This window comes from Pseudomonas peli (genome assembly GCF_900099645.1).
Lineage (GTDB): Bacteria > Pseudomonadota > Gammaproteobacteria > Pseudomonadales > Pseudomonadaceae > Aquipseudomonas > Aquipseudomonas peli.
Window position 1 is genome coordinate 1 of record NZ_FMTL01000009.1, and the last position, 18,688, is coordinate 18,688.

The following is an 18,688-nucleotide window of genomic DNA, read 5'->3' on the forward strand; positions in this document are numbered from 1 at the left end:
CGGCCAAAAGCAGCCGCTCGGATATCTCTGCAAAAGCTGGGCTCTTCACTCGACGAAGAAATCGAGCCGTGTTGAGATCTGTGTCTATACTTTGACTGTTCAAAAATCTGGTTTAGCTCTTGGGTTATGGTGCATTTGTCATGCAGTTCTACTGAAGCTGGAGCATCGATTTTGCCTGGCTAGCATCACACAGAAACCATATTTCTAATGGGCAAACAGTCATTTTTTGGACCGCAGCGATATCGATGGATCTCATGAAAGCCAAAAATAAGGAATAGCTATATGTCTGGGACGTTTGAAATATACAACGACAAAGCGGGTGAATTTCGTTTTCGGCTCAAAGCCAACAATGGCCAAGCAATTCTGGCCAGCGAGGGCTACAAGGATAAGTCTGGATGTCTAAATGGAGTCGAGTCAGTCAAAAAAAATGCGCCTGATGATGCACGCTACGAGCGTAAGGCCAGCGGGGCTGACAAGTTTATGTTCAACCTTAAGGCGGGTAATCACCAAGTAGTCGGGACGAGCCAGTCATATGCCTCCGAAGCCTCACGCGACAAGGGTATCGAGTCGGTGAAAAACCACGCACCCGACGCTAAGGTTGTTGAGGTGGGCAATTAATCGCTTCAGTCTGTTCAAAATCACTTGGGCATTTCGTTGAGATGGGCGGCTGAGTATTCTTAATAGCCGCTTTTCCCTGCTCGGATGTGATCGACCGCTTCTGGCCGGTTAGCGACCACTTCTCAGGCTAGCCATGCTTGTCCTCCCACATGTGGAGGACTTGCCATGAACATCACTGCTACCTGCACCCGCCGGCCCTGGAACAAAGGAAAGTTGGTCGGACAGAAAACCCCGCTCCGGCTGAGAGATATCTGGGCCATCCGAGTAAGGCTTCAGCTTGCAGAACGAACCCGGGATCTGGCTTTGTTCGATCTGGCCATCGACAGCAAGCTTCGAGCCTGCGACTTAACCAAGCTCCGTGTATGCGACGTTGCTCATGGCGAGCATGTGTCATCACGAGCAATGGTTATGCAGCAGAAAACGAAGCGACCAGTGCAGTTCGAAATTACTGAGCAAACACGGTCTGCTCTCGCGGCCTGGATACACCAAGCCCAGCTCCGTAGCCAGGACTGCCTTTTCCCGAGCAGGCTGCACACCTCAGACCATCTATCCACTCGTCAATACGCTCGTATCGTCAAAGGCTGGGTGCAAGCCATTGGCCTTGATCCGGCCATGTATGGCACTCACACAATGAGACGTATAAAGGCATCACTGATCTATCGCAGGACAAAGAACTTGCGGGCCGTTCAACTTCTGCTTGGCCATACGAAGCTGGAGAGCACCGTTCGATATCTTGGGATTGAGGTCGACGACGCCTTGGAAATGGCAGAGCAGACCGAGGTTTGACCATGTATAGCGACGGTCGAAGTCAGGCCGTCGCTAACCGGCCAAATGCTGCCTCCGGCAGCTACCGACCAAAGCCTCCACAGAATTCCATCCAAATACTCATTGGCGCCTAGCCCACGGGGCAAACAGGGCGCGCAGCAGGCGGGATAAGAACTTGGGTACATCAATCTCGGCGATCAGCAGAGCTGAAAAGATGAGAGCTGCACCGGCCAGGGTTCTTCCATCCAAGGTTTCGCCAAGGAGCATCGCTCCCGCGAATGCTGCGAAGATGGGCTCGAACAGGTAGGTCAGGGCTACTTTTTCTTCTTCGAGATACTTCTGCGCAGCACTCTGAACCGCGTACATGAAGGCTGTGGCGAGCAACGCGCAGAACAGAACTCCTTCCCAGAAGGAGGAATCCATTGGGGCCCATTCGGCCCTAGCGTCGAAAAGTGCAGCAAAAAGGCATCCAGTAGCGCAGGTAGCCAGCGCAGTGATGACCGTAAGCATCGAGTCGTACTTATGCGAGAAGAAGCCAACCGTGAGCACATATGCGGCAAAAAAGACTGCACAGCACATGATCCAGATGTCACCTGGATTCAGAGTAAGCCCGGCCCTCGTAACGATCAGATAGAGCCCTGTCAGCGCGACGGCGCAGCAGAGCCAGATTCGAGGCTCGACGCGCTTCCGAAAGAGAGCCCACTTGAAGACCGGGATGAGCAATACATCCAGGCCAGTGATGAAGGCGGTGTTGGTGATGCTGGTGTGCTGAAGCCCGACAGTCTGGAAAATGTTACCCAAACACAAGGGTAGACCTATGGCCACGCCGGCCAGGAGCGTTTCTTTGTTGATCAGTTTCAGCCGTCTGAAAAAGATCACGCAAAGCACTAGCGTAGCGAGTGCGAACTTGTACCCCAGGAATACGAAGGGTGACCCGTCCGCAACACCCACTTTGGTGAAGGCAAACGAAATCCCCCAGAACGCGGTTCCGAGGATTAACATGCATAGATATGTCTGACGAACAGGCATGCGAAAACCATCCATTCAAATTGGAGTGGTTAGAGCATGCGGAGAGGCCGCAAGAAAGCCCGAGTTTGCCTTCAATCTCTTCTCTAACGTTAAGGCAAGTCGGTAAAGCGCTTTCATCTGCCGCTATTAATCAATCTGGGGCAGCAGGCTGTCAACAGGTGCTACAAACCAGTCTGCAGCAAGCTGCCATCGACAGATGGCTACAACATGGCACCCGATGCACTGTCGCCAGCTTCCGCTTCTGGCCGGGAGAAGGCAGGAACCGGCCAAAAGTAGACCTTCACTGTGCTTGCTTTGCGCCGCTCTTAGTTCACAGAAAAGTGAATAGTCACATCGCCCCGGCCTAACGCTTCAGCTAGCTCATCGGGGCTATCGACACGACCAATCCGGGTGTAGGAGTAGGTTGACTCGAACGTCTGGTAGAAAATCACCAACGTATCCGTGCCGTACAGCATCAGATCACCATTGCGGATCGTGCCGGGTATTACTGCGCGGGTTGGCAGCCGTTGCGGCAGGCTTGCATATTTCTCGTTGGCGTTGAGTTCGCTCATGTTCAGGGTAAGGGGTAATAGTTGTGCAAGTGCCCGTGAGGTCTCGCTATCGTCGAGGGTGACTGCGAAGCGCTGTTCCCCAATGGTCATCCACATACGATCCTCCTTCAAATTTGTCTCCGCGAATGTGCATTCACTGAGGATTAACAGCAGGCATAACCGCACGCCCGAGAGGCAGAAGTGTTGGCTGATGTTATTCATCTTGAAGACGTTGTCCTCCAGCTTGCTGAACCGCCTGCGCACGCATGGCCAGAGCGGTAAGAGCAGCGCCAAGCAGCAGAATGGCTGCACTTGCAGTAAAGGTGCTCTGGTAGCCGCTGTGGTCGAACAACCAGCCGCCCAGTGTTGAGCCCGAAGCAATAGCAAACTGCACCACTGCCACCATCAGGCCACCGCCGGCCTCGGCATTATTGGGCATCGCTTGTGCAATCCAGCTCCACCAGCCAACAGGCGCTGCCGTGGCCATCAGCCCCCACAGGCCCAGCAATATCGTCACTGGACCGACCCAGCCGCCGGTGGGGATCAACGCGAGAGCAATGACCGCCATGAGCACTGGAATAGTAAACAACGTGCGATATAGGCCCTTTTTCAGCCATGATCCGATCAGCAGGGTTCCACTCAAACCGGCTAGACCGATAAACAGCAGGATCAATGACAGGGTAGTGGCGTCGACCAAGGTCACCGTTTCGAGGAAGGGCCGCAGGTAGGTGAACAGAGCAAACTGCCCCATGAAGAAGGCGCCGCAAGCCGCCATACCCAACGCCACCGAGCGAGTCCTGAGCAGCCTGAACACACAGGGGGCAGGACTCTTCCGCACCGGGGCCTTCATGCTCGGCAGACTGAGCCACTGCCAGACCAGTGCGACGACTGCTACCGGAACCAGGCAGAGGAACGCCCCCCGCCAACCGATTACCGAACCCAGGTAGCTGCCCAGTGGCGCCGCGATCACCGTGGCCAGGGTATTGCCACCGTTGAAGATGGCCAGCGCCTTGGGCACTTGATCATCGGGCACCAGGCGCATGGCCGTGGTCGCCGACATTGACCAGAAACCGCCGATGACCACGCCTAACAAGGCTCGCCCTACCATGTAGAGGGTGAAGCTCGGCGCAAGCGCTACAACGGCACCGGAGATCGCCATCAGGACTGTCAGGATAAGCAGGAGCGTCTTGCGATCCATGGCCCCGACCAGCCTGGTTATCGACAGGCTGGTCAATACGGCGAACGCCCCGGATATGGCGATACCCTGTCCGGCAATGCCTTCGCTGACCTGAAGATCCGTTGCCAGGGGCGTGAGCAGACTGACGGGCATGAACTCCGAGGCGATCAGGGCAAAGACGCAGAGCGTCATCGCGAAGACCCCACCCCAATGACTGGGGCGGGGCAGCGGCTGGTCAGTTGCTATGGCGCTTGGCTGGGCGGCAAGTTGGGTCGTCATGATGTCTGCCTGCGGATCACTTCAGGCTGTTCTTGAAGAACTGGGTAAGTTTGTCGAAAGGAATCAGCTGCACCCGGTCATACAGGTCGACGTGCCCGGCGTTAGGGACGATGTAAAGCTCCTCGGGTTCGCCTGCCAGTCGGAAAGCCTCTTCACTGAACTCACGCGAGTGGGCGTTCTCGCCAGCGATAAAGAGCATCGGGCGTGGGGAGATGGTCTCGATGTCCGAAAATGGATAGAAGTTCATGAACTTGATATTGCTGGTCAGCGTCGGGTGGGTGGTCAGCTCGGAGCTGGAGCTCGCCGGGGTGAACGCGCCACGTGCAGTGCGATAGAAATCGAAGAACTCACGCTGGATCGGGTGCGTATCTTCCGTCAGCTCATGCACAGTGCCGCTGGTGTATTGCGTCTTTCCGCCCGTGAACTCCACGTAGCGCTGCTCGGCCGCTGCAGCGATTGCCTGCTTGCGCTGCTCCAGGGTTTGCGAATGTTTGAGGCCGTTACGGTTGGCGGCCCCCATGTCATACATGCTGACCGTTGCTATCGCCTTCATACGCGGGTCGATCTTGGCTGCACTGATTACGAAGCTGCCACAGATACCCAGCACACCGATGCGCTGGCGATCCACAAACGCCTGGGTGCCGAGATAATCGACAGCGGCACTAAAATCTTCCGCGTACATATCGGGGAGAACGGCGTTGCGCGGGCCGCCCTCGCTCTCGCCCCAGAACGACAAGTCCAATGCCAGGGTCACGAAGCCTTGCTCCGCCAGTTTCTGGGCATACAGGTTGGAACTCTGCTCCTTCACCGCGCCCATGGGATGGCCAACGATGATTGCCGGGCTGCGTGCAGATTTATCTGCACGCTTGGGGATGAACAGATTACCCACCACCTTCATCTGGTACTGGTTGTTGAAGCTGACCTTTTCCATGGTCACCTTGTCGCTCTTGAAGAAATTGTCAGCACCGTTGGACATATCGGCTCCTAGAGCTGTGATCGAGCTGAGCAGAAGGCCTAGCGCTACAAAAAGTCTGTTCATGGGGATGGTCCTCTTCATGGGTTGAAGATCAGTCGCGGAGTTGGCTCTGGCGCTTGTTTGGCCCCACTCGCGGGAGAAGACGCAAATGGGTGGAAGGCATTGTCGTGAAAAAATTAGGCTCTGATTAGCTAATGAATGCTTAAAGCCGCTATAACCTCTGCTACTCAATCAGAGGATGGGCGCATGCCTCGACATAACTTCAACGATCTACAGGCCTTTGTGACAGTGGCTCGCGAAGGCAGCTTCACGCGTGCAGCAGCACACTTAGGCGTTACCCAGTCGGCAGTCAGTCAGGTGGTGTCCGGACTGGAGGCAAGGCTGCAGATCCGCCTGCTCACACGTACCACCCGTAGCGTTTCCCTGACGGTGGCCGGTGAAAGACTGATGGAGGCCATCGGCCATCGTTTCGACGAGATCGAAGCCGAGCTGGATGCCCTGACCGAGCTGCGCGACAAGCCGGCAGGCACGGTGCGTATCACCTGTGGCGACAACATCATCAAGACGACCTTGCTACCCAAGCTGATCCCCGTCCTGGCGGCCTATCCGGATATCAAGCTCGAATTCAATATCAACTATGGCTTCTGTGACATCGTGGCTGAGCGTTTCGATGCTGGCGTGCGCTTCGGCGCCACGGTGGCGCAGGACATGATTGCGCTGCCCATCGGCGGCGACCTGCGCATGGCCGCAGTGGCTGCACCCAGCTACTTTGCCGAGCACCCCATACCCATGCATCCGCACGATCTGGCGGCGCATCGGTGCATCGATATCCGCTTTCCTACCTACGGTGGGGTGGATGCCTGGGAGTTTGAGCGCAAAGGCAAAAAACTGAAGGTGAGGGTCGAAGGGCAGTTGGTATTCAACACGACGACCCATATCGCGGACGCCGCTGTCGGTGGTTTGGGAATTGCCTATCTACCCGAAGATGAGTTCGCTCCGCACCTTGAAGAGGGCCGGCTGATTCGTGTGCTGGAGGATTGGTGCGAGCCATTTTCCGGCTATCACCTCTACTATCCCAGTCGTAGACAACCTTCGCCGGCCTTCGCTTTGGTGCTCGAAGCATTGCGAGTGACGAAGTAGAGCAACAGTGCGGATCGCCCCGGAGATTGGTTACCTCCGTTCCCGCGTCTGGCCATTAGCGACGGCCGGGCTTCGATCGTCGCTATGAATTGCATGGCTAACCCTCTGCCTGTTCCGTCATTAATACGACCACATCCTTTCTCTTTTTAACTCGCGTTACTAGCGAGTATCCAGCCATAGAAAAGCGCTAATCGTCTCAGTGCAATGCCGCATGGTGAAGGACATTGGTGAGCTGCAAGCCTCAACCAGAAGCTCTGCGTTGTGATTGCCTACATCCACACGTTGCAGTCAAACACCTAAATTTGGCCGTCAACACAGCACAGAAATTATTGCGTGCGCTGTCGAACAGACGACGCTGGGGCGCGCGCGCAGACTGGGAGAAGTAAAAGCCAGCCCACGGCTGGGAAACCTCTGCAAAGGTATTTGCTGTGACCCAGCCTCTCTCCGATGTCTACCGCTACATCGTCAAGGAACTTGCCCCTGGCGCCCACCATCCCGACGAACCCGCGCTCAGTATCGTTTGCGAGCCCATTAGCGTGTCTGGCGAGCCGAGTGCCGGCGGGACCATCACCCTGCATTTACAAGATGGCACCACCCCGGCTGAGGCACAGGCTATTGCCAGCAGCCTGCAGGCTAAGGTCAAAGCGCTGTGCCATGTGCACGCTAAAGTGGACGGGGCGATATGAACAGCCCCCACACGTTGCCTGTAGCAGCGTTAACAGCTTCTGAAACAACAGCCAAGGCAACCACTCAAGTTCCGCCAAAGCTGGGTCTGAGCCTGCTTGTGGCCCTAGTGGTCGGCTCAATCATCGGCAGCGGTATCTTCGGCCTGCCGCAGAACATGGCAGCCGGCGCGGGTGCTGGGGCCATTTTGATTGGCTGGACCATCACCGGTATCGGCATGTTGCTGTTGGTGCGGGTCTACCAGATGCTCTCGCTGCGCAAACCCGAACTCGACAACGGTGTCTACGCCTATGCCCGCGCGCTGTCAGGTGAGTACGTCGGCTTCAACTCCGCCTGGGGTTACTGGGTCAGTGCCTTGATCGGCAATGTCGGTTATCTGGTGGCGGCGTTCGGTGCGTTAGGCTTCTTCTTTCCGGTGTTCGGCAGTGGCAACTCGCCGGCCGCCATCGCGGGTGCTTCCATCGTGCTATGGGTCATCCACCTGTTGGTGCTGCGCGGTATTCAAGGCGCTGCGGTACTGAATGCGGTAGTCACGCTGGCCAAGATCGTACCGCTGCTGCTGTTTATCGCGCTGGTAGCAATGGCCTTTAAGGTGGAAACCTTCAGCCTGAATTTCTGGGGCGATGCCAGCCTCGGCTCGGTGCTTGATCAGGTCAAGAGCACCATGCTGGTGACGGTCTGGGTGTTTATCGGCATTGAAGGTGCCAGTGTGTATTCGGCACGGGCGCGCAAACGTGAAGACGTGGGGCGCGCCACGGTCATCGGCTTTCTGATCTGCCTGCTGCTATTGATGTCGGTATCGCTGCTGTCGCTTGGGGTATTCAGCCAGCCGACCCTGGCTGGCCTGAAAAACCCATCAATGGCCGGCGTGTTGGAAAACGCTGTTGGCACCTGGGGCGCGGTGCTGATCTACGTCGGTCTGATTGTCTCGGTGGGCGGTGGCTTCCTGGCCTGGATGTTACTGGCGGCGGAATCCCTGTTCAGCCCTGCAGGCGGTGGTGTGATGCCGAAGTGGCTGGGGCAGACCAACGACAAGCACGTGCCAGCCAATGCCCTGTGGCTCACCAACGGCATGGTGCAGCTGTTTCTGATTCTGACGCTGTTCTCCAAGGCGTCTTATCTGGCGCTGATCTCGCTGTCCACGGCGATGATTCTGCTGCCCTACCTGTTCAGCGCGGCCTACGGCCTGTTACTGGCCTGGCGCGGCGAGGGCGTCAAAGCAGCCATCCAGCGTGCTGATGTGCCCATCGCTGCGTTGGCCACGGCCTACTGCGTATGGCTGCTGTACGCCGCCGGCTTCAAATATCTGCTGCTGAGCGCCCTGCTTTATGTACCAGGCGTGGTGCTCTATGCCTGGGCCAAGCGCCAGCGTCAGGAACGCATATTTACCCCTTGGGAGTGGGCGATTCTGGCCGCTCTGGTGGTGCTGGCCGGCGTAGCGGCGACGCTGCTGATCATGGGTCGACTCGGGCTGTAAGCGCTCTGCATTTTGCATCTGCGCATTTGTGAACAGGAATTCAATGTCATGACGACCCAAGGTTTGCACTCTGAAATTGGCCGCTTGCGCCGTGTACTGGTGTGCCGCCCGGGGCTGGCGCAACAGCGCCTGACGCCGGCCAATTGCCGCGATTTATTGTTCGACGATGTGCTCTGGGTAGAGCAGGCGCGCAATGATCACGATGCCTTCACCAATGCCATGCTCAGCCGCGATGTTGAGGTTCTGGAACTGCATGACCTGCTGGCTACCAGCATGGCCAACCCAGAGGCCCGCACCTGGCTGTTGGACCGCAAGCTCGCCCAGGGCACTGTCGATAGCGAGTTGGCCCAGCAACTAAGGCCCTGGCTAGAAGCACTGCCGCCCATGCGCCTGGCGGAACACCTGATCGGCGGGCTGGCGCGTGCCGAACTGCCGTTTGAACCAGAAGGGCTACTGGCCCGCTATGCCACGGCGCACGACTTCCTTCTGCCGCCGTTGCCCAACACGCTGTTTAGCCGCGACAGCAGCTGCTGGATCGGTAATGGCGTGGTGCTGTGCCCCATGTACTGGCCGGCTCGGCGTCAGGAAACCCTGTTGACCGCTGCGGTTTATCGTTTCCATCCGTTGTTCGCCGGCAAGGTGAAAACCTGGTGGGGGGATCCTGATGTCGATCATGGTGGTGCGACCCTTGAAGGCGGCGATGTGATGCCGCTGGGCAATGGCGTGGTGCTGATCGGCATGGGCGAGCGCACCTCACCGCAAGCCGTCAGCCAACTTGCCCGAGCCTTGTTTGCCCAGGGCGCAGCCACCCACGTGCTGGCCGCGCAGATTCCCAAGTCGCGCGGGGCCATGCACCTGGACACCGTATTTACCTTTTGCGATGTGGACCTGGTGACTAGCTTCCCCGAAATGGTCGACGCGATTCGCGTGCACAGCCTGCGCCCCGGCGAGCGCGAAGGCAGCCTGGACGTGCGCAGCGAAAGCCAACCCTTCCTCGAAGTTGTGGCCGCAGCACTGGGCCTGGCCAAGCTGCGTTCGGTGGCCACCGGCGGCGACGCCTGGCAGTCCGAGCGCGAGCAATGGGACGACGGCAATAACCTGCTGGCGCTGGCTCCGGGCGTGGTCATGGGCTACGCCCGCAATACCCACACCAACACGCTGTTGCGCAAAGCTGGTGTTGAGGTGATCACCATTCCCGGCTCGGAGTTGGGCCGCGGTCGCGGTGGTAGCCATTGCATGAGTTGCCCGATTGAGCGTGACGCGCTTTGACCTCTATCCCCTATGAGAGCAGCCCATGAGCTTTAACCTGCACAACCGTAGCCTGCTGGCGTTAAAGGATTTCGCCCCCGATGAGGTGCGCTACCTGCTCGACCTGGCCGCCGAACTCAAACGCTCGAAAGCCGTGGGCAACGAACAGCCGCGCCTTACGGGTAAAAACATCGTGCTGATTTTCGAGAAACCTTCGACGCGCACCCGCTGCGCCTTCGAGGTCGCGGTGCACGACCAAGGCGGGCACGTGACCTATCTGGATGCCGGCAGCTCGCAGCTGGGCCACAAGGAATCGCTGAAGGACACCGCCCGCGTCCTGGGGCGCTACTACGACGGCATCGAGTACCGCGGCTTTCACCAGAGCGTGGTTGAGGAGCTGGCGCTTTACGCCAAGGTGCCTGTGTGGAACGGCCTGACCGATGAGATGCACCCCACACAGATCCTCGCCGACTTGCTGACCATGCAGGAGTTTGGCGAAAAACCACTGCACGAATTGAGCTTCTGCTACCTGGGCGACGCCAGTTTCAACATGGGCAGTTCGCTGTTGGTGGGCGGCACGCAAATGGGTATGGATGTGCGCATCTGCTCGCCAACCGATCTGCAGCCACCTGCCGAACTGGTGGCGCAGATGCGCGAGCTGGCCAGCCGCACCGGGGCACACATCACCCTGGAAAGCGACCCGTTGAAGGCCGTGGTTGGCGCAGATTTTCTCTACACCGACGTGTGGGTCTCGATGGGCCAGGACGACGCGGTTTGGCAGCAGCGCATCGACAAACTGATGCCTTATCAGGTGACCACGGCGCTGATGCAGGCCACTGGCAAGCCACGCTGCAAGTTCATGCACTGCCTGCCCGCCTTCCACAATCTGGAAACCGAGGTGGGCCGCGAGGTGCACGAAAAATATGGCCTGAGCGAGATTGAAGTCACCGACGAAGTGTTTGAGTCCGACGCCTCCATCGTCTTCACCCAGGCCGAGAACCGTATGCACACCATTAAAGCCGTGCTGGTAGCGACCCTCGGATGACGCTGCCAGGAGTCCACTCATGAAAGTCGTCGTCGCCCTGGGCGGTAATGCCTTGCTGCGACGTGATCAGCCGCCCACAGCGGAAAACCAGTTAGCCAACATTCGCCGCGCTGCTGGGCAACTGGCGCGCGTGGCCGCCAACCACGATCTGGTACTGACCCATGGCAACGGCCCGCAGGTGGGGCTATTGGCCCTGCAAGCGGCGGCCTACATTGACGTGGAAGCCTACCCGCTGGACGTACTCGGCGCGCAGACCGACGGCATGATCGGCTACCTGCTTGAGCAGGAGCTGGCCAACTTGTTGCCTGCTACGCGGGCGATCACCACGCTGATCACCCGGGTGGAAGTGGATCTGCAGGACCCGGCCTTTGGCCACCCAAGTAAACCCATCGGGCCGGTCTACACCCAGGCCGAATCCTTACGCGTCGCTGCTGCACGGGGCTGGCGCATGGCGGCGGACGGTGCGGCGTTCCGCCGCGTGGTGGCCTCGCCTCAGCCGCTGCGCGTGCTCGGCATACAGGCGATCCGCTGGTTGTTGGAGCGGGGCGCGCTGGTGATTGCGGCCGGCGGCGGGGGTATCCCGGTGGCGCGCAAGGGGGAGGGTAACGTTCTGCATGGCGTGGAAGCGGTGATCGATAAAGACCTGTGCAGCAGCCTGCTGGCGCGTGAGTTACATGCCGATGTGCTGGTGATTGCCACCGATGTGGCGGCGATCTACCTCGACTGGGGCAAACCCACGCAACGCGCCCTCGGTAAGGTCACGCCACAACAACTGAGTGAGCACGCGTTCGCCGCAGGCTCCATGGGCCCCAAGGTCGCCGCCGCGCAGGCCTTCGTCCTGGCTACCGGTCAGCGTGCGGTAATCGGTTCGCTGGAGCAGATCGAAGAGATGCTCGCCGGTACCGCCGGCACTCAGGTCTGTCCGGCAGTAGCGGATACGGCCCCAGAGCCGGCAATGCCAACTCTCTTGATCTCTGACAAAACCTCTCGCACCTGAGCAGCGTTTACTGCTGCAAGCAACGTGTCGGTAGACGACCCAAGGTGGCTCGATGGACTTCAAGGACTACTACAAGGTGCTCGGGCTTGAGCCGGGAGCAGATGACAAAGCCGTGAAGACGGCTTACCGCAAACTGGCGCGCAAGTACCACCCCGATGTCAGCAAGGAAGCGGATGCGGAAAATAAATTCAAGGATGTCGCCGAAGCCTATGAGGTGCTGAAAAGCGCGGAAAAACGCGCCGAGTACGATGAGCTGCGCAAATACGCCGAGCAAGGCCGCCCCTTCGAGCCGCCACCGGGCTGGCAACCGCAAGGCCGTGCGGGCTTTTCCGAAGGGAGCCGAGCGGGCAGTGAGTATTCCGAGTTTTTCGAGTCGCTATTTGGTGGCGCTGGCCGTTTCCAGGACGCCGGCCGCACTCGCGCGCGCAGAGGCCAGGACGTTGAAATGGCGCTGCCGCTGCTGCTGGAAGAAACCCTGAGCGATGACACCAAGACCATTGCCTTCCAGCTTCCGCAATACAGCGCTGACGGTCAGCCTCTGCCGGCGATCAGCAAGACCTTGAATGTGAGAATCCCGCCTGGGGTCGGCAATGGCGAACGCATTCGCCTCAAAGGGCAGGGCGCGCCGGGGGTAGGTGGCGGCGCAAGTGGCGATTTGTATTTGCTCATTCATTTTGTACCCCACCCTCTGTTCGACGTAGAGGGGCACAACCTGGTCCTCACCGTGCCATTGGCGCCCTGGGAGGCCGCGCTGGGCAGCCAAGTTACGCTGCCGACACTGAGCGGCAAAATCAACCTGCGCATACCCGCCAATACCCAAGCAGGGCAACGGCTGCGGATCAAAGGCAAGGGGCTGCGCAACAAAGCCGGCGAGTCGGGTGACCTGTATGCATTGTTCAAGATCGTCATCCCGGCCCAAACCGACGAGCCTGTGCGTGCGCTATGGGCACAGCTGGCCGAGCAAGCCGCCTTCAATCCGCGCGCGCAGTGGAGCCAGTGATGAGTAGCCAGATCCTGCAATTAGACATTCACGAGTTCTGCCTGTGCGCTGAGCTGCCGCAGGCGGTGCTGCTGGAGATTGTCGAGCACGGCATCGTCGAACCCTGTGGTGCTTCACCGGCGCAATGGCGGTTTAGTAGCCATGCACTGTCCGTCGCCAAGCGGGCGTTGCGCTTACAGGTTGAACTGCAACTTGAGTGGGCGGGTGTGGCCCTGGCGTTGCAATTACTTGATGAGCTGGAGCACTTGCGCGCCGAAAACAGCCATCTGCGGCGCCGCTTGAGCCGCTTCGAGCAGCCCTAGCCCGCACGGTGTGACGCCGAGTACCGCTGTAGCCAATTCCTTTGTTTAGAGACTCAAGGTCATTATGTCAGTCAGCCGAAAATGGATCTTTCCTGCCGCCAGCGTTGCCGTCGTGGCCATTATCGCGGGCCTGCTCTGGTACACCCTGCGCCCCGAGGGCCTGGGGGATGGCTTCGCCAGCGGTAACGGGCGGATTGAAGCCACCGACGTCGACGCGGCCAGCAAGTTACCGGGGCGCATTGCCTGCATTGAGGTTGAGGAGGGCGAGTTCGTCGAGGCCGGGCAAGTGATTGCGCGTATGGACACCCAGGTACTCCAGGCGCAAGTGCTGCAGGCCCAGGCGCAAATGCGCCAAGCCCAGAACAGTAAACTGACGGCCAGTGCCCAGGTTCGCCTGCGCGAGAGTGAGAAAGTCACCGCGCAGGCCATCGTGCGCCAGCGTCAGGCGGAAGTGTCTGCCGCGCAAAAGCGCCACGCCCGCAGCGCGATCCTGGTCAAACGCAATGCCATGGCGCAGCAGCAACTGGATGACGACCTTGCCCGGTTGCAAAGCACCCAAGCCGCTCTGGCGGCCGCACAGTCCCAGGTTATTTCGGCTGAGGCGGGCATTGCCGCCGCACAGTCCCAGGTGATTGAGGCGCAGTCGGCTGTGGAGGCCACCCAAGCCAGCGTCGAGCGCTTACAGATCGATATCGAGGACAGCCAGCTCAAGGCGCCGCGGGCAGGGCGTGTGCAGTACCGCATCGCCGAGCCGGGTGAGGTAATCGGCGCGGGCGGCAAGGTGCTTAACCTGGTCGACCTGAGCGATGTCTACATGACCTTTTTCCTGCCGGAGCAGCAGGCTGGTCGGGTGGCGCTGGGGGCCGAAGTTCGCCTGGTGATCGATGCCGTACCGCAGTATGTCATTCCGGCCGAGGTCAGCTATGTGGCCAGCGTCGCCCAGTTCACACCCAAAACCGTGGAAACCGCCAGCGAGCGCGAAAAGCTGATGTTCCGGGTCAAGGCGCGGATTGATCCAGAACTGTTGCAGCGCCACCTCACTCAGGTGAAAACCGGCGTACCCGGCGTGGCTTATCTGCGGCTTGACCCACAGGCTGAGTGGCCTGCAGAACTGGCGATCAAGGTTCCGCAGTGAGCGCGCCTGCAGCGCCAGTCGCGCAGCTGCAGGATGTCAGCCTGCAGTACGGCAAAACCTGCGCCCTCAAGGCCGTCAGCCTGGAAATTCCCGCGCAGTGCATGGTTGGCTTGATCGGCCCGGATGGTGTTGGCAAGTCCAGCCTGCTGGCGCTGATTGCCGGCGCACGCAAAATCCATAGCGGGCAGATCGAGGTGCTCGGCGGCGATATGGTCAGCCGCGCTCACCGCCGGCAAGTCTGCCCACACATCGCCTATATGCCCCAGGGGCTGGGCAAGAACCTCTATCCGACGCTCTCGGTGATCGAGAACCTGGACTTCTTCGCCCGCCTATTCGGCCAAGGCGAGGCTGAACGTAAAACCCGCATTGCCGAACTGCTGCGCAGTACGGGCCTCAGTGAGTTTGGTGAGCGGCCGGCGGGCAAACTGTCCGGCGGCATGAAACAAAAACTCGGGCTGTGCTGCGCGCTGATCCACGACCCTGACCTGCTGATCCTCGACGAGCCCACAACCGGCGTCGACCCGCTGTCGCGTAACCAGTTCTGGGAATTGATCGAGCGCATTCGCCGGCAGCGCCCGCAGATGAGTGTGCTGGTAGCCACTGCGTACATGGAGGAGGCCGAGCGCTTCGACCATTTGCTGGCCATCGATGACGGCGCCGTATTGGCCACCGGCAGCCCGGCCGAGCTGCTGCAACGCACTCAATGCACGAGCCTGGAAGAGGCGTTTATCGCCCTGATGCCGGAAGCCAAGCGCCAGGACCATAAGCAACTGGTGATCCCGCCACGCCCGGCTGGCGAACAGGAAATTGCCATCGAGGCGCGCGATCTGAGCATGCGCTTCGGCGATTTTGTCGCGGTTGACCACGTCGGCTTTCGCATCGAACGCGGGGAAATCTTCGGCTTTCTCGGCTCTAACGGCTGCGGCAAAACCACCACCATGAAGATGCTCACCGGCTTGTTGCCCGCCAGCGAAGGGCAAGCCCTGCTGTTCGGTCAGGTGGTCAATGCCCGCGACATGGCCACGCGTAAGCGGGTCGGCTATATGTCGCAGTCATTCTCGCTGTATGCCGAGCTGAGTGTGCGGCAGAACCTGGTGCTGCACGCCCAGCTGTTTCACGTGCCGGCCACGGAGATAGCAGGGCGGGTGACTGCCATGGCTGAGCGTTTCAGCCTTGGCAGCGTGATGGAACAGCTGCCCGAGCGCTTGCCGCTGGGTATTCGTCAGCGTCTTTCACTGGCTGTAGCGGTTATCCATAAGCCCGAAATTCTGATCCTCGATGAGCCGACGTCAGGCGTCGATCCCATTGCCCGTGATGTGTTCTGGCAGATGATGCTCGACCTTTCGCGCAATGACGGCGTGACGATATTTATCTCCACCCACTTTATGAACGAAGCCCTGCGTTGCGACCGCATCTCCTTGATGCACGCCGGCAAGGTGCTCGACAGCGATACGCCCAAGGCCCTGATGGCCAAGCGTGGCCTGCCAACCCTGGAGGCGACTTTTATCGCCTACCTGCAGGATGCCGTCGGCGAAAAAGCACAACAGCCCGCACCAGAAGCGGCGGCTCCAGCAGCGCAGACCAATACGTTGAAACGCAAGCGCTTCAGCCTGCTGCGTCTTTTCAGCTATACCCGCCGGGAAGCCCTGGAACTGCGCCGCGACCCGATTCGCGGCAGCATGGCGTTGCTCGGCAGCCTATTGCTGCTGTTCATCATCGGCTACGGCATCAGCCTGGATGTCGAGAACCTGACCTACGCGGTGCTCGACCGCGATCAGACCACCACCAGCCAGGCGTACGCCCTCAACCTGGCCGGCTCGCGCTATTTCATCGAGCAAGCACCGCTGCGCGATTACGACGAGCTGGACCGGCGCATGCGCAGTGGCGAGATCAGCCTGGCGGTGGAAATCCCGGCCAACTTCGGCCGTGACCTCAAACGCGGTGGCGTACCGCAAATCGGCATGTGGCTCGACGGCGCCATGCCGATGCGCGCCGAAACCATCAAAGGCTATGTGATGGGCCTGCATGCCGGCTACTTGCAGGAGCTGGCCCGCAAGGACAGTGCGTCAACCCGTAGCAGCCTGCCGACCCTGGAAGTGCGCTACCGCTACAACCCGGATGTGGAAAGCCTGAATGCCATGGTGCCGGCGGTGATTCCGCTGTTGCTGATGCTGATTCCGGCAATGCTGACCGCCCTTGGCGTGGTGCGCGAAAAGGAGCTGGGCTCGATCATCAACCTGTATGTCACACCGGTCACTCGCCTGGAGTTTCTGCTTGGCAAACAACTGCCTTACATCGCCCTGGGCATGCTCAATTTCGTGCTGCTGGTGATCGCAGCGGTGTGGGTGTTCGATGTGCCGCTCAAGGGCAGCTTACTGGCCCTGTTAACCGGTGGTCTGCTGTACATCAGCTGTGCCACGGCCATGGGCTTGCTGATGTCGACCTTTACCCGCAGCCAGATTGCTGCGGTATTCGGCACGGCCATCGTCACCCTGATTCCGGCCATCCAGTTCTCCGGGCTGATCTACCCGGTGGCGTCACTCGAAGGCTTTGGTGCGTTGGTTGGCCAGATTTACCCCACCTCGCACTTTCTCATCATCAGCCGTGGGGTGTTCTCCAAAGCGCTGGGTTTCACTGAGCTGTACAGCTATTTCATGGCGTTGCTGATTACCATCCCCGTCCTGCTGGCACTGTGCACCAGCCTACTGAAAAAGCAGGAGGCCTGAGATGGAACAGCTGGCGAATATCTTCCACCTGGGGCTCAAGGAACTGCGCAGTCTGCAACGTGACCCTGCGCTGCTCTTGCTGATTATCTGGGCCTTTACCCTAGGCATCATTACCGCTGCTACGAGCATGCCGGAGAGCCTGCACAACGCCTCGATTGCAGTGGTCGACGAAGACCGCTCACCGCTTTCGGCACGCTTGATTGATGCTTTCCAGTCGCCGTTTTTTCGTACGCCACAACGTATCGAACTGAGCGAAATGGATCACGGCATGGACTCCGGGCAGTACACCTTCACCCTCAATATTCCGCCGGATTTCCAGCGCGATGTACTTGCCGGGCATAGCCCCGCGATCCAGCTCAACGTCGATGCCACACAGGTAAGCATGGCCTTCACCGGTGCGGGCTATATCCAAATGATCGGTGCCGAGGAAGTCAGCGCGTTCTTGCGCCACTACCGTGCCGATCTGCCGCAGCAGGCCGCATTGGCCGTGCGTGTCGCGTTTAACCCCAACCTGACACGCAGCTGGTTCGGCTCGGTGATGGAGGTGATCAACCAGATCACTATGCTGTCGATCATTCTCACGGGCGCGGCACTGATTCGCGAACGCGAGCACGGCACTATCGAGCACCTGCTGGTGATGCCGGTGACGCCACCTGAGATCATGCTAGCCAAGGTCTGGTCGATGGGTTTGGTGGTGCTGCTGGCCACTGCGCTATCGCTGCTGCTGGTGGTGCAAGGCTGGCTGCAAGTGCCGATTGCCGGCTCGCTGCCGCTGTTCTTGTGCGGCGCGCTGCTGCACCTGTTCGCGACCACCTCAATGGGCATTTTCTTCGGCACCATCGCGCGTTCGATGCCGCAATTGGGCCTGTTGATCATTCTGGTGCTGATCCCGCTGCAGATCCTTTCCGGCGGCACCACACCGCGCGAGAGCATGCCCGAGCTGGTACAACAGATCATGCTGGTGGCGCCCACCACCCACTTCGTCGATCTGGCCCAGGCGATTCTCTATCGCGGCGCCGGGTTTTCGACTGTTTGGCCGCAGTTCCTGGCAATCATTACCATCGGCGCGCTGTTCTTTGCCGGCGCGCTGCTGCGCTTTCGCAAGACGCTGGCGCAGATATCTTGAGGGTGGCGCAGCAAGGGCTTACGCCACCACGGGGTTTGCGAGTAGTTGGCGACAGATAGAAATTGGCCCGCCGCGCTTAAACAAATACCTGCCGAGCCATCCCGCGCGGGATGCGGTTTCTACCCGGCAGTTGCTCCAGGCGTTGCTGCCATTCGGCGCGGGGTTTCAGGGTTGCGGTTGGCTTTACCATTTCAGCCGCTGCGGCAGCAGCCTTCGCCGCTTTTGCGGCGGCTCTAAGTTCAGCAAGACTGGGGGTTTTACGGACAGGTTCGGCAGTGCCTTTTTCAACGCTGCGCAGGCACAGCTTGCATGAAACCTGAGTGACATCCTGGGTGCTGCTCAGGTTCGAGCCGGTGCGTCCACATGCGACATTTTCCGCGGACGCGGTGTAGTGAATAGCCAACGTGTTGTCTCCTGCATTTTTGGGGCGCGGG

At 59.5% G+C, this 18,688-nt stretch carries 18 protein-coding genes; 13 read left to right on the top strand and 5 right to left on the bottom strand.

Annotated elements, in window-relative coordinates; translation table 11 throughout:
• Positions 1–282: 282 nt before the first annotated feature.
• Together BLO50_RS20590 and BLO50_RS20595 are read left to right on the top strand one after the other, a co-directional pair.
• Positions 283–618, top strand: a complete 336-nt coding sequence (locus BLO50_RS20590; protein WP_003118434.1) for a YegP family protein — start codon at positions 283–285, stop codon at positions 616–618.
• A 165-nt stretch (positions 619–783) separates the two neighbouring features.
• Positions 784–1,404, top strand: a complete 621-nt coding sequence (locus tag BLO50_RS20595) for a tyrosine-type recombinase/integrase (protein ID WP_090256163.1) — start codon at positions 784–786, stop codon at positions 1,402–1,404.
• 99 nt (positions 1,405–1,503) lie between these two features.
• Here the strand turns inward: BLO50_RS20595 and BLO50_RS20600 are convergent, their stop codons facing one another.
• The 4 genes from BLO50_RS20600 to BLO50_RS20615 form a co-directional block, all read right to left on the bottom strand.
• Complete coding sequence (locus BLO50_RS20600; RefSeq protein WP_090256164.1) at positions 1,504–2,412, bottom strand: DMT family transporter; 909 nt, start codon at positions 2,410–2,412, stop codon at positions 1,504–1,506.
• Positions 2,413–2,717: 305 nt separating this feature from the next.
• Positions 2,718–3,059: a cyclophilin-like fold protein gene (locus BLO50_RS20605; RefSeq protein ID WP_244152924.1), complete on the bottom strand. Its 342-nt coding sequence runs from the start codon at positions 3,057–3,059 to the stop codon at positions 2,718–2,720.
• A gap of 97 nt (positions 3,060–3,156) precedes the next feature.
• On the bottom strand, positions 3,157–4,398 hold the full coding sequence (locus tag BLO50_RS20610) for an MFS transporter (protein WP_090256166.1): 1,242 nt from the start codon (positions 4,396–4,398) through the stop codon (positions 3,157–3,159).
• 16 nt (positions 4,399–4,414) lie between these two features.
• On the bottom strand, positions 4,415–5,437 hold the full coding sequence (locus BLO50_RS20615) for an alpha/beta hydrolase (protein WP_090256167.1): 1,023 nt from the start codon (positions 5,435–5,437) through the stop codon (positions 4,415–4,417).
• 183 nt (positions 5,438–5,620) lie between these two features.
• Between BLO50_RS20615 and BLO50_RS20620 the strand changes: the two genes are divergently transcribed.
• The 11 genes from BLO50_RS20620 to BLO50_RS20670 all read left to right on the top strand — a co-directional run bounded on the left by BLO50_RS20620 (position 5,621) and on the right by BLO50_RS20670 (position 18,254).
• The gene (locus BLO50_RS20620) at positions 5,621–6,514 is read left to right on the top strand and encodes a LysR family transcriptional regulator (RefSeq protein ID WP_090256168.1); all 894 of its coding nucleotides are present in this window, start codon (positions 5,621–5,623) and stop codon (positions 6,512–6,514) included.
• Positions 6,515–6,942: 428 nt separating this feature from the next.
• Positions 6,943–7,200 carry a hypothetical protein gene (locus tag BLO50_RS20625; RefSeq protein WP_090256169.1) on the top strand — a complete coding sequence of 86 codons (258 nt, stop codon included), beginning with the start codon at positions 6,943–6,945 and terminating at the stop codon, positions 7,198–7,200.
• A complete protein-coding gene (gene arcD / locus BLO50_RS20630; protein ID WP_090256170.1) occupies positions 7,197–8,675 on the top strand; it encodes an arginine-ornithine antiporter in 1,479 nt (492 codons plus the stop codon). Before BLO50_RS20625 ends, arcD begins: the two co-directional genes overlap by 4 nt.
• Positions 8,676–8,723: 48 nt before the next feature.
• Positions 8,724–9,944 (top strand): arginine deiminase, encoded by a 1,221-nt coding sequence (arcA, locus tag BLO50_RS20635; protein ID WP_090256171.1) that lies wholly within the window; start codon positions 8,724–8,726, stop codon positions 9,942–9,944.
• 25 nt (positions 9,945–9,969) lie between these two features.
• Positions 9,970–10,968 carry an ornithine carbamoyltransferase gene (argF, locus tag BLO50_RS20640; protein ID WP_090256172.1) on the top strand — a complete coding sequence of 333 codons (999 nt, stop codon included), beginning with the start codon at positions 9,970–9,972 and terminating at the stop codon, positions 10,966–10,968.
• Between the two features lie 19 nt (positions 10,969–10,987).
• Entirely contained in the window at positions 10,988–11,965 is a 978-nt protein-coding gene (gene arcC / locus BLO50_RS20645; protein ID WP_090256173.1) for a carbamate kinase, read from the top strand.
• 52 nt (positions 11,966–12,017) lie between these two features.
• Entirely contained in the window at positions 12,018–12,965 is a 948-nt protein-coding gene (locus BLO50_RS20650; protein WP_090256174.1) for a DnaJ C-terminal domain-containing protein, read from the top strand.
• On the top strand, positions 12,965–13,267 hold the full coding sequence (locus BLO50_RS20655) for a chaperone modulator CbpM (RefSeq protein WP_090256175.1): 303 nt from the start codon (positions 12,965–12,967) through the stop codon (positions 13,265–13,267). The genes BLO50_RS20650 and BLO50_RS20655 overlap by 1 nt, the downstream gene beginning before the upstream one ends.
• A gap of 64 nt (positions 13,268–13,331) precedes the next feature.
• Positions 13,332–14,402: an HlyD family secretion protein gene (locus BLO50_RS20660; RefSeq protein ID WP_090256176.1), complete on the top strand. Its 1,071-nt coding sequence runs from the start codon at positions 13,332–13,334 to the stop codon at positions 14,400–14,402.
• Complete coding sequence (gene rbbA, locus BLO50_RS20665; protein ID WP_090256177.1) at positions 14,399–17,128, top strand: ribosome-associated ATPase/putative transporter RbbA; 2,730 nt, start codon at positions 14,399–14,401, stop codon at positions 17,126–17,128. The genes BLO50_RS20660 and rbbA overlap by 4 nt, the downstream gene beginning before the upstream one ends.
• Position 17,129: 1 nt before the next feature.
• Positions 17,130–18,254 carry an ABC transporter permease gene (locus tag BLO50_RS20670; RefSeq protein WP_090256178.1) on the top strand — a complete coding sequence of 375 codons (1,125 nt, stop codon included), beginning with the start codon at positions 17,130–17,132 and terminating at the stop codon, positions 18,252–18,254.
• Positions 18,255–18,330: 76 nt separating this feature from the next.
• Here the strand turns inward: BLO50_RS20670 and BLO50_RS20675 are convergent, their stop codons facing one another.
• Positions 18,331–18,657, bottom strand: coding sequence for a hypothetical protein (locus BLO50_RS20675; RefSeq protein WP_090256179.1), 327 nt, complete (start codon positions 18,655–18,657; stop codon positions 18,331–18,333).
• Positions 18,658–18,688 lie beyond the last annotated feature (31 nt).

Coding starts and splice junctions, on each gene's coding strand:
- argF (WP_090256172.1), top strand. CDS start 9,970: ATGAGCTTTAACCTGCACAACCGTAGCCTGCTGGCGTTAAAGGATTTC.
- BLO50_RS20590 (WP_003118434.1), top strand. CDS start 283: ATGTCTGGGACGTTTGAAATATACAACGACAAAGCGGGTGAATTTCGT.
- arcC (WP_090256173.1), top strand. CDS start 10,988: ATGAAAGTCGTCGTCGCCCTGGGCGGTAATGCCTTGCTGCGACGTGAT.
- BLO50_RS20670 (WP_090256178.1), top strand. CDS start 17,130: ATGGAACAGCTGGCGAATATCTTCCACCTGGGGCTCAAGGAACTGCGC.
- arcA (WP_090256171.1), top strand. CDS start 8,724: ATGACGACCCAAGGTTTGCACTCTGAAATTGGCCGCTTGCGCCGTGTA.
- BLO50_RS20655 (WP_090256175.1), top strand. CDS start 12,965: ATGAGTAGCCAGATCCTGCAATTAGACATTCACGAGTTCTGCCTGTGC.
- BLO50_RS20620 (WP_090256168.1), top strand. CDS start 5,621: ATGCCTCGACATAACTTCAACGATCTACAGGCCTTTGTGACAGTGGCT.
- BLO50_RS20650 (WP_090256174.1), top strand. CDS start 12,018: ATGGACTTCAAGGACTACTACAAGGTGCTCGGGCTTGAGCCGGGAGCA.
- arcD (WP_090256170.1), top strand. CDS start 7,197: ATGAACAGCCCCCACACGTTGCCTGTAGCAGCGTTAACAGCTTCTGAA.
- BLO50_RS20595 (WP_090256163.1), top strand. CDS start 784: ATGAACATCACTGCTACCTGCACCCGCCGGCCCTGGAACAAAGGAAAG.
- BLO50_RS20660 (WP_090256176.1), top strand. CDS start 13,332: ATGTCAGTCAGCCGAAAATGGATCTTTCCTGCCGCCAGCGTTGCCGTC.
- BLO50_RS20600 (WP_090256164.1), bottom strand. CDS start 2,412: ATGCCTGTTCGTCAGACATATCTATGCATGTTAATCCTCGGAACCGCG.
- BLO50_RS20615 (WP_090256167.1), bottom strand. CDS start 5,437: ATGAACAGACTTTTTGTAGCGCTAGGCCTTCTGCTCAGCTCGATCACA.
- BLO50_RS20605 (WP_244152924.1), bottom strand. CDS start 3,059: ATGTGGATGACCATTGGGGAACAGCGCTTCGCAGTCACCCTCGACGAT.
- BLO50_RS20610 (WP_090256166.1), bottom strand. CDS start 4,398: ATGACGACCCAACTTGCCGCCCAGCCAAGCGCCATAGCAACTGACCAG.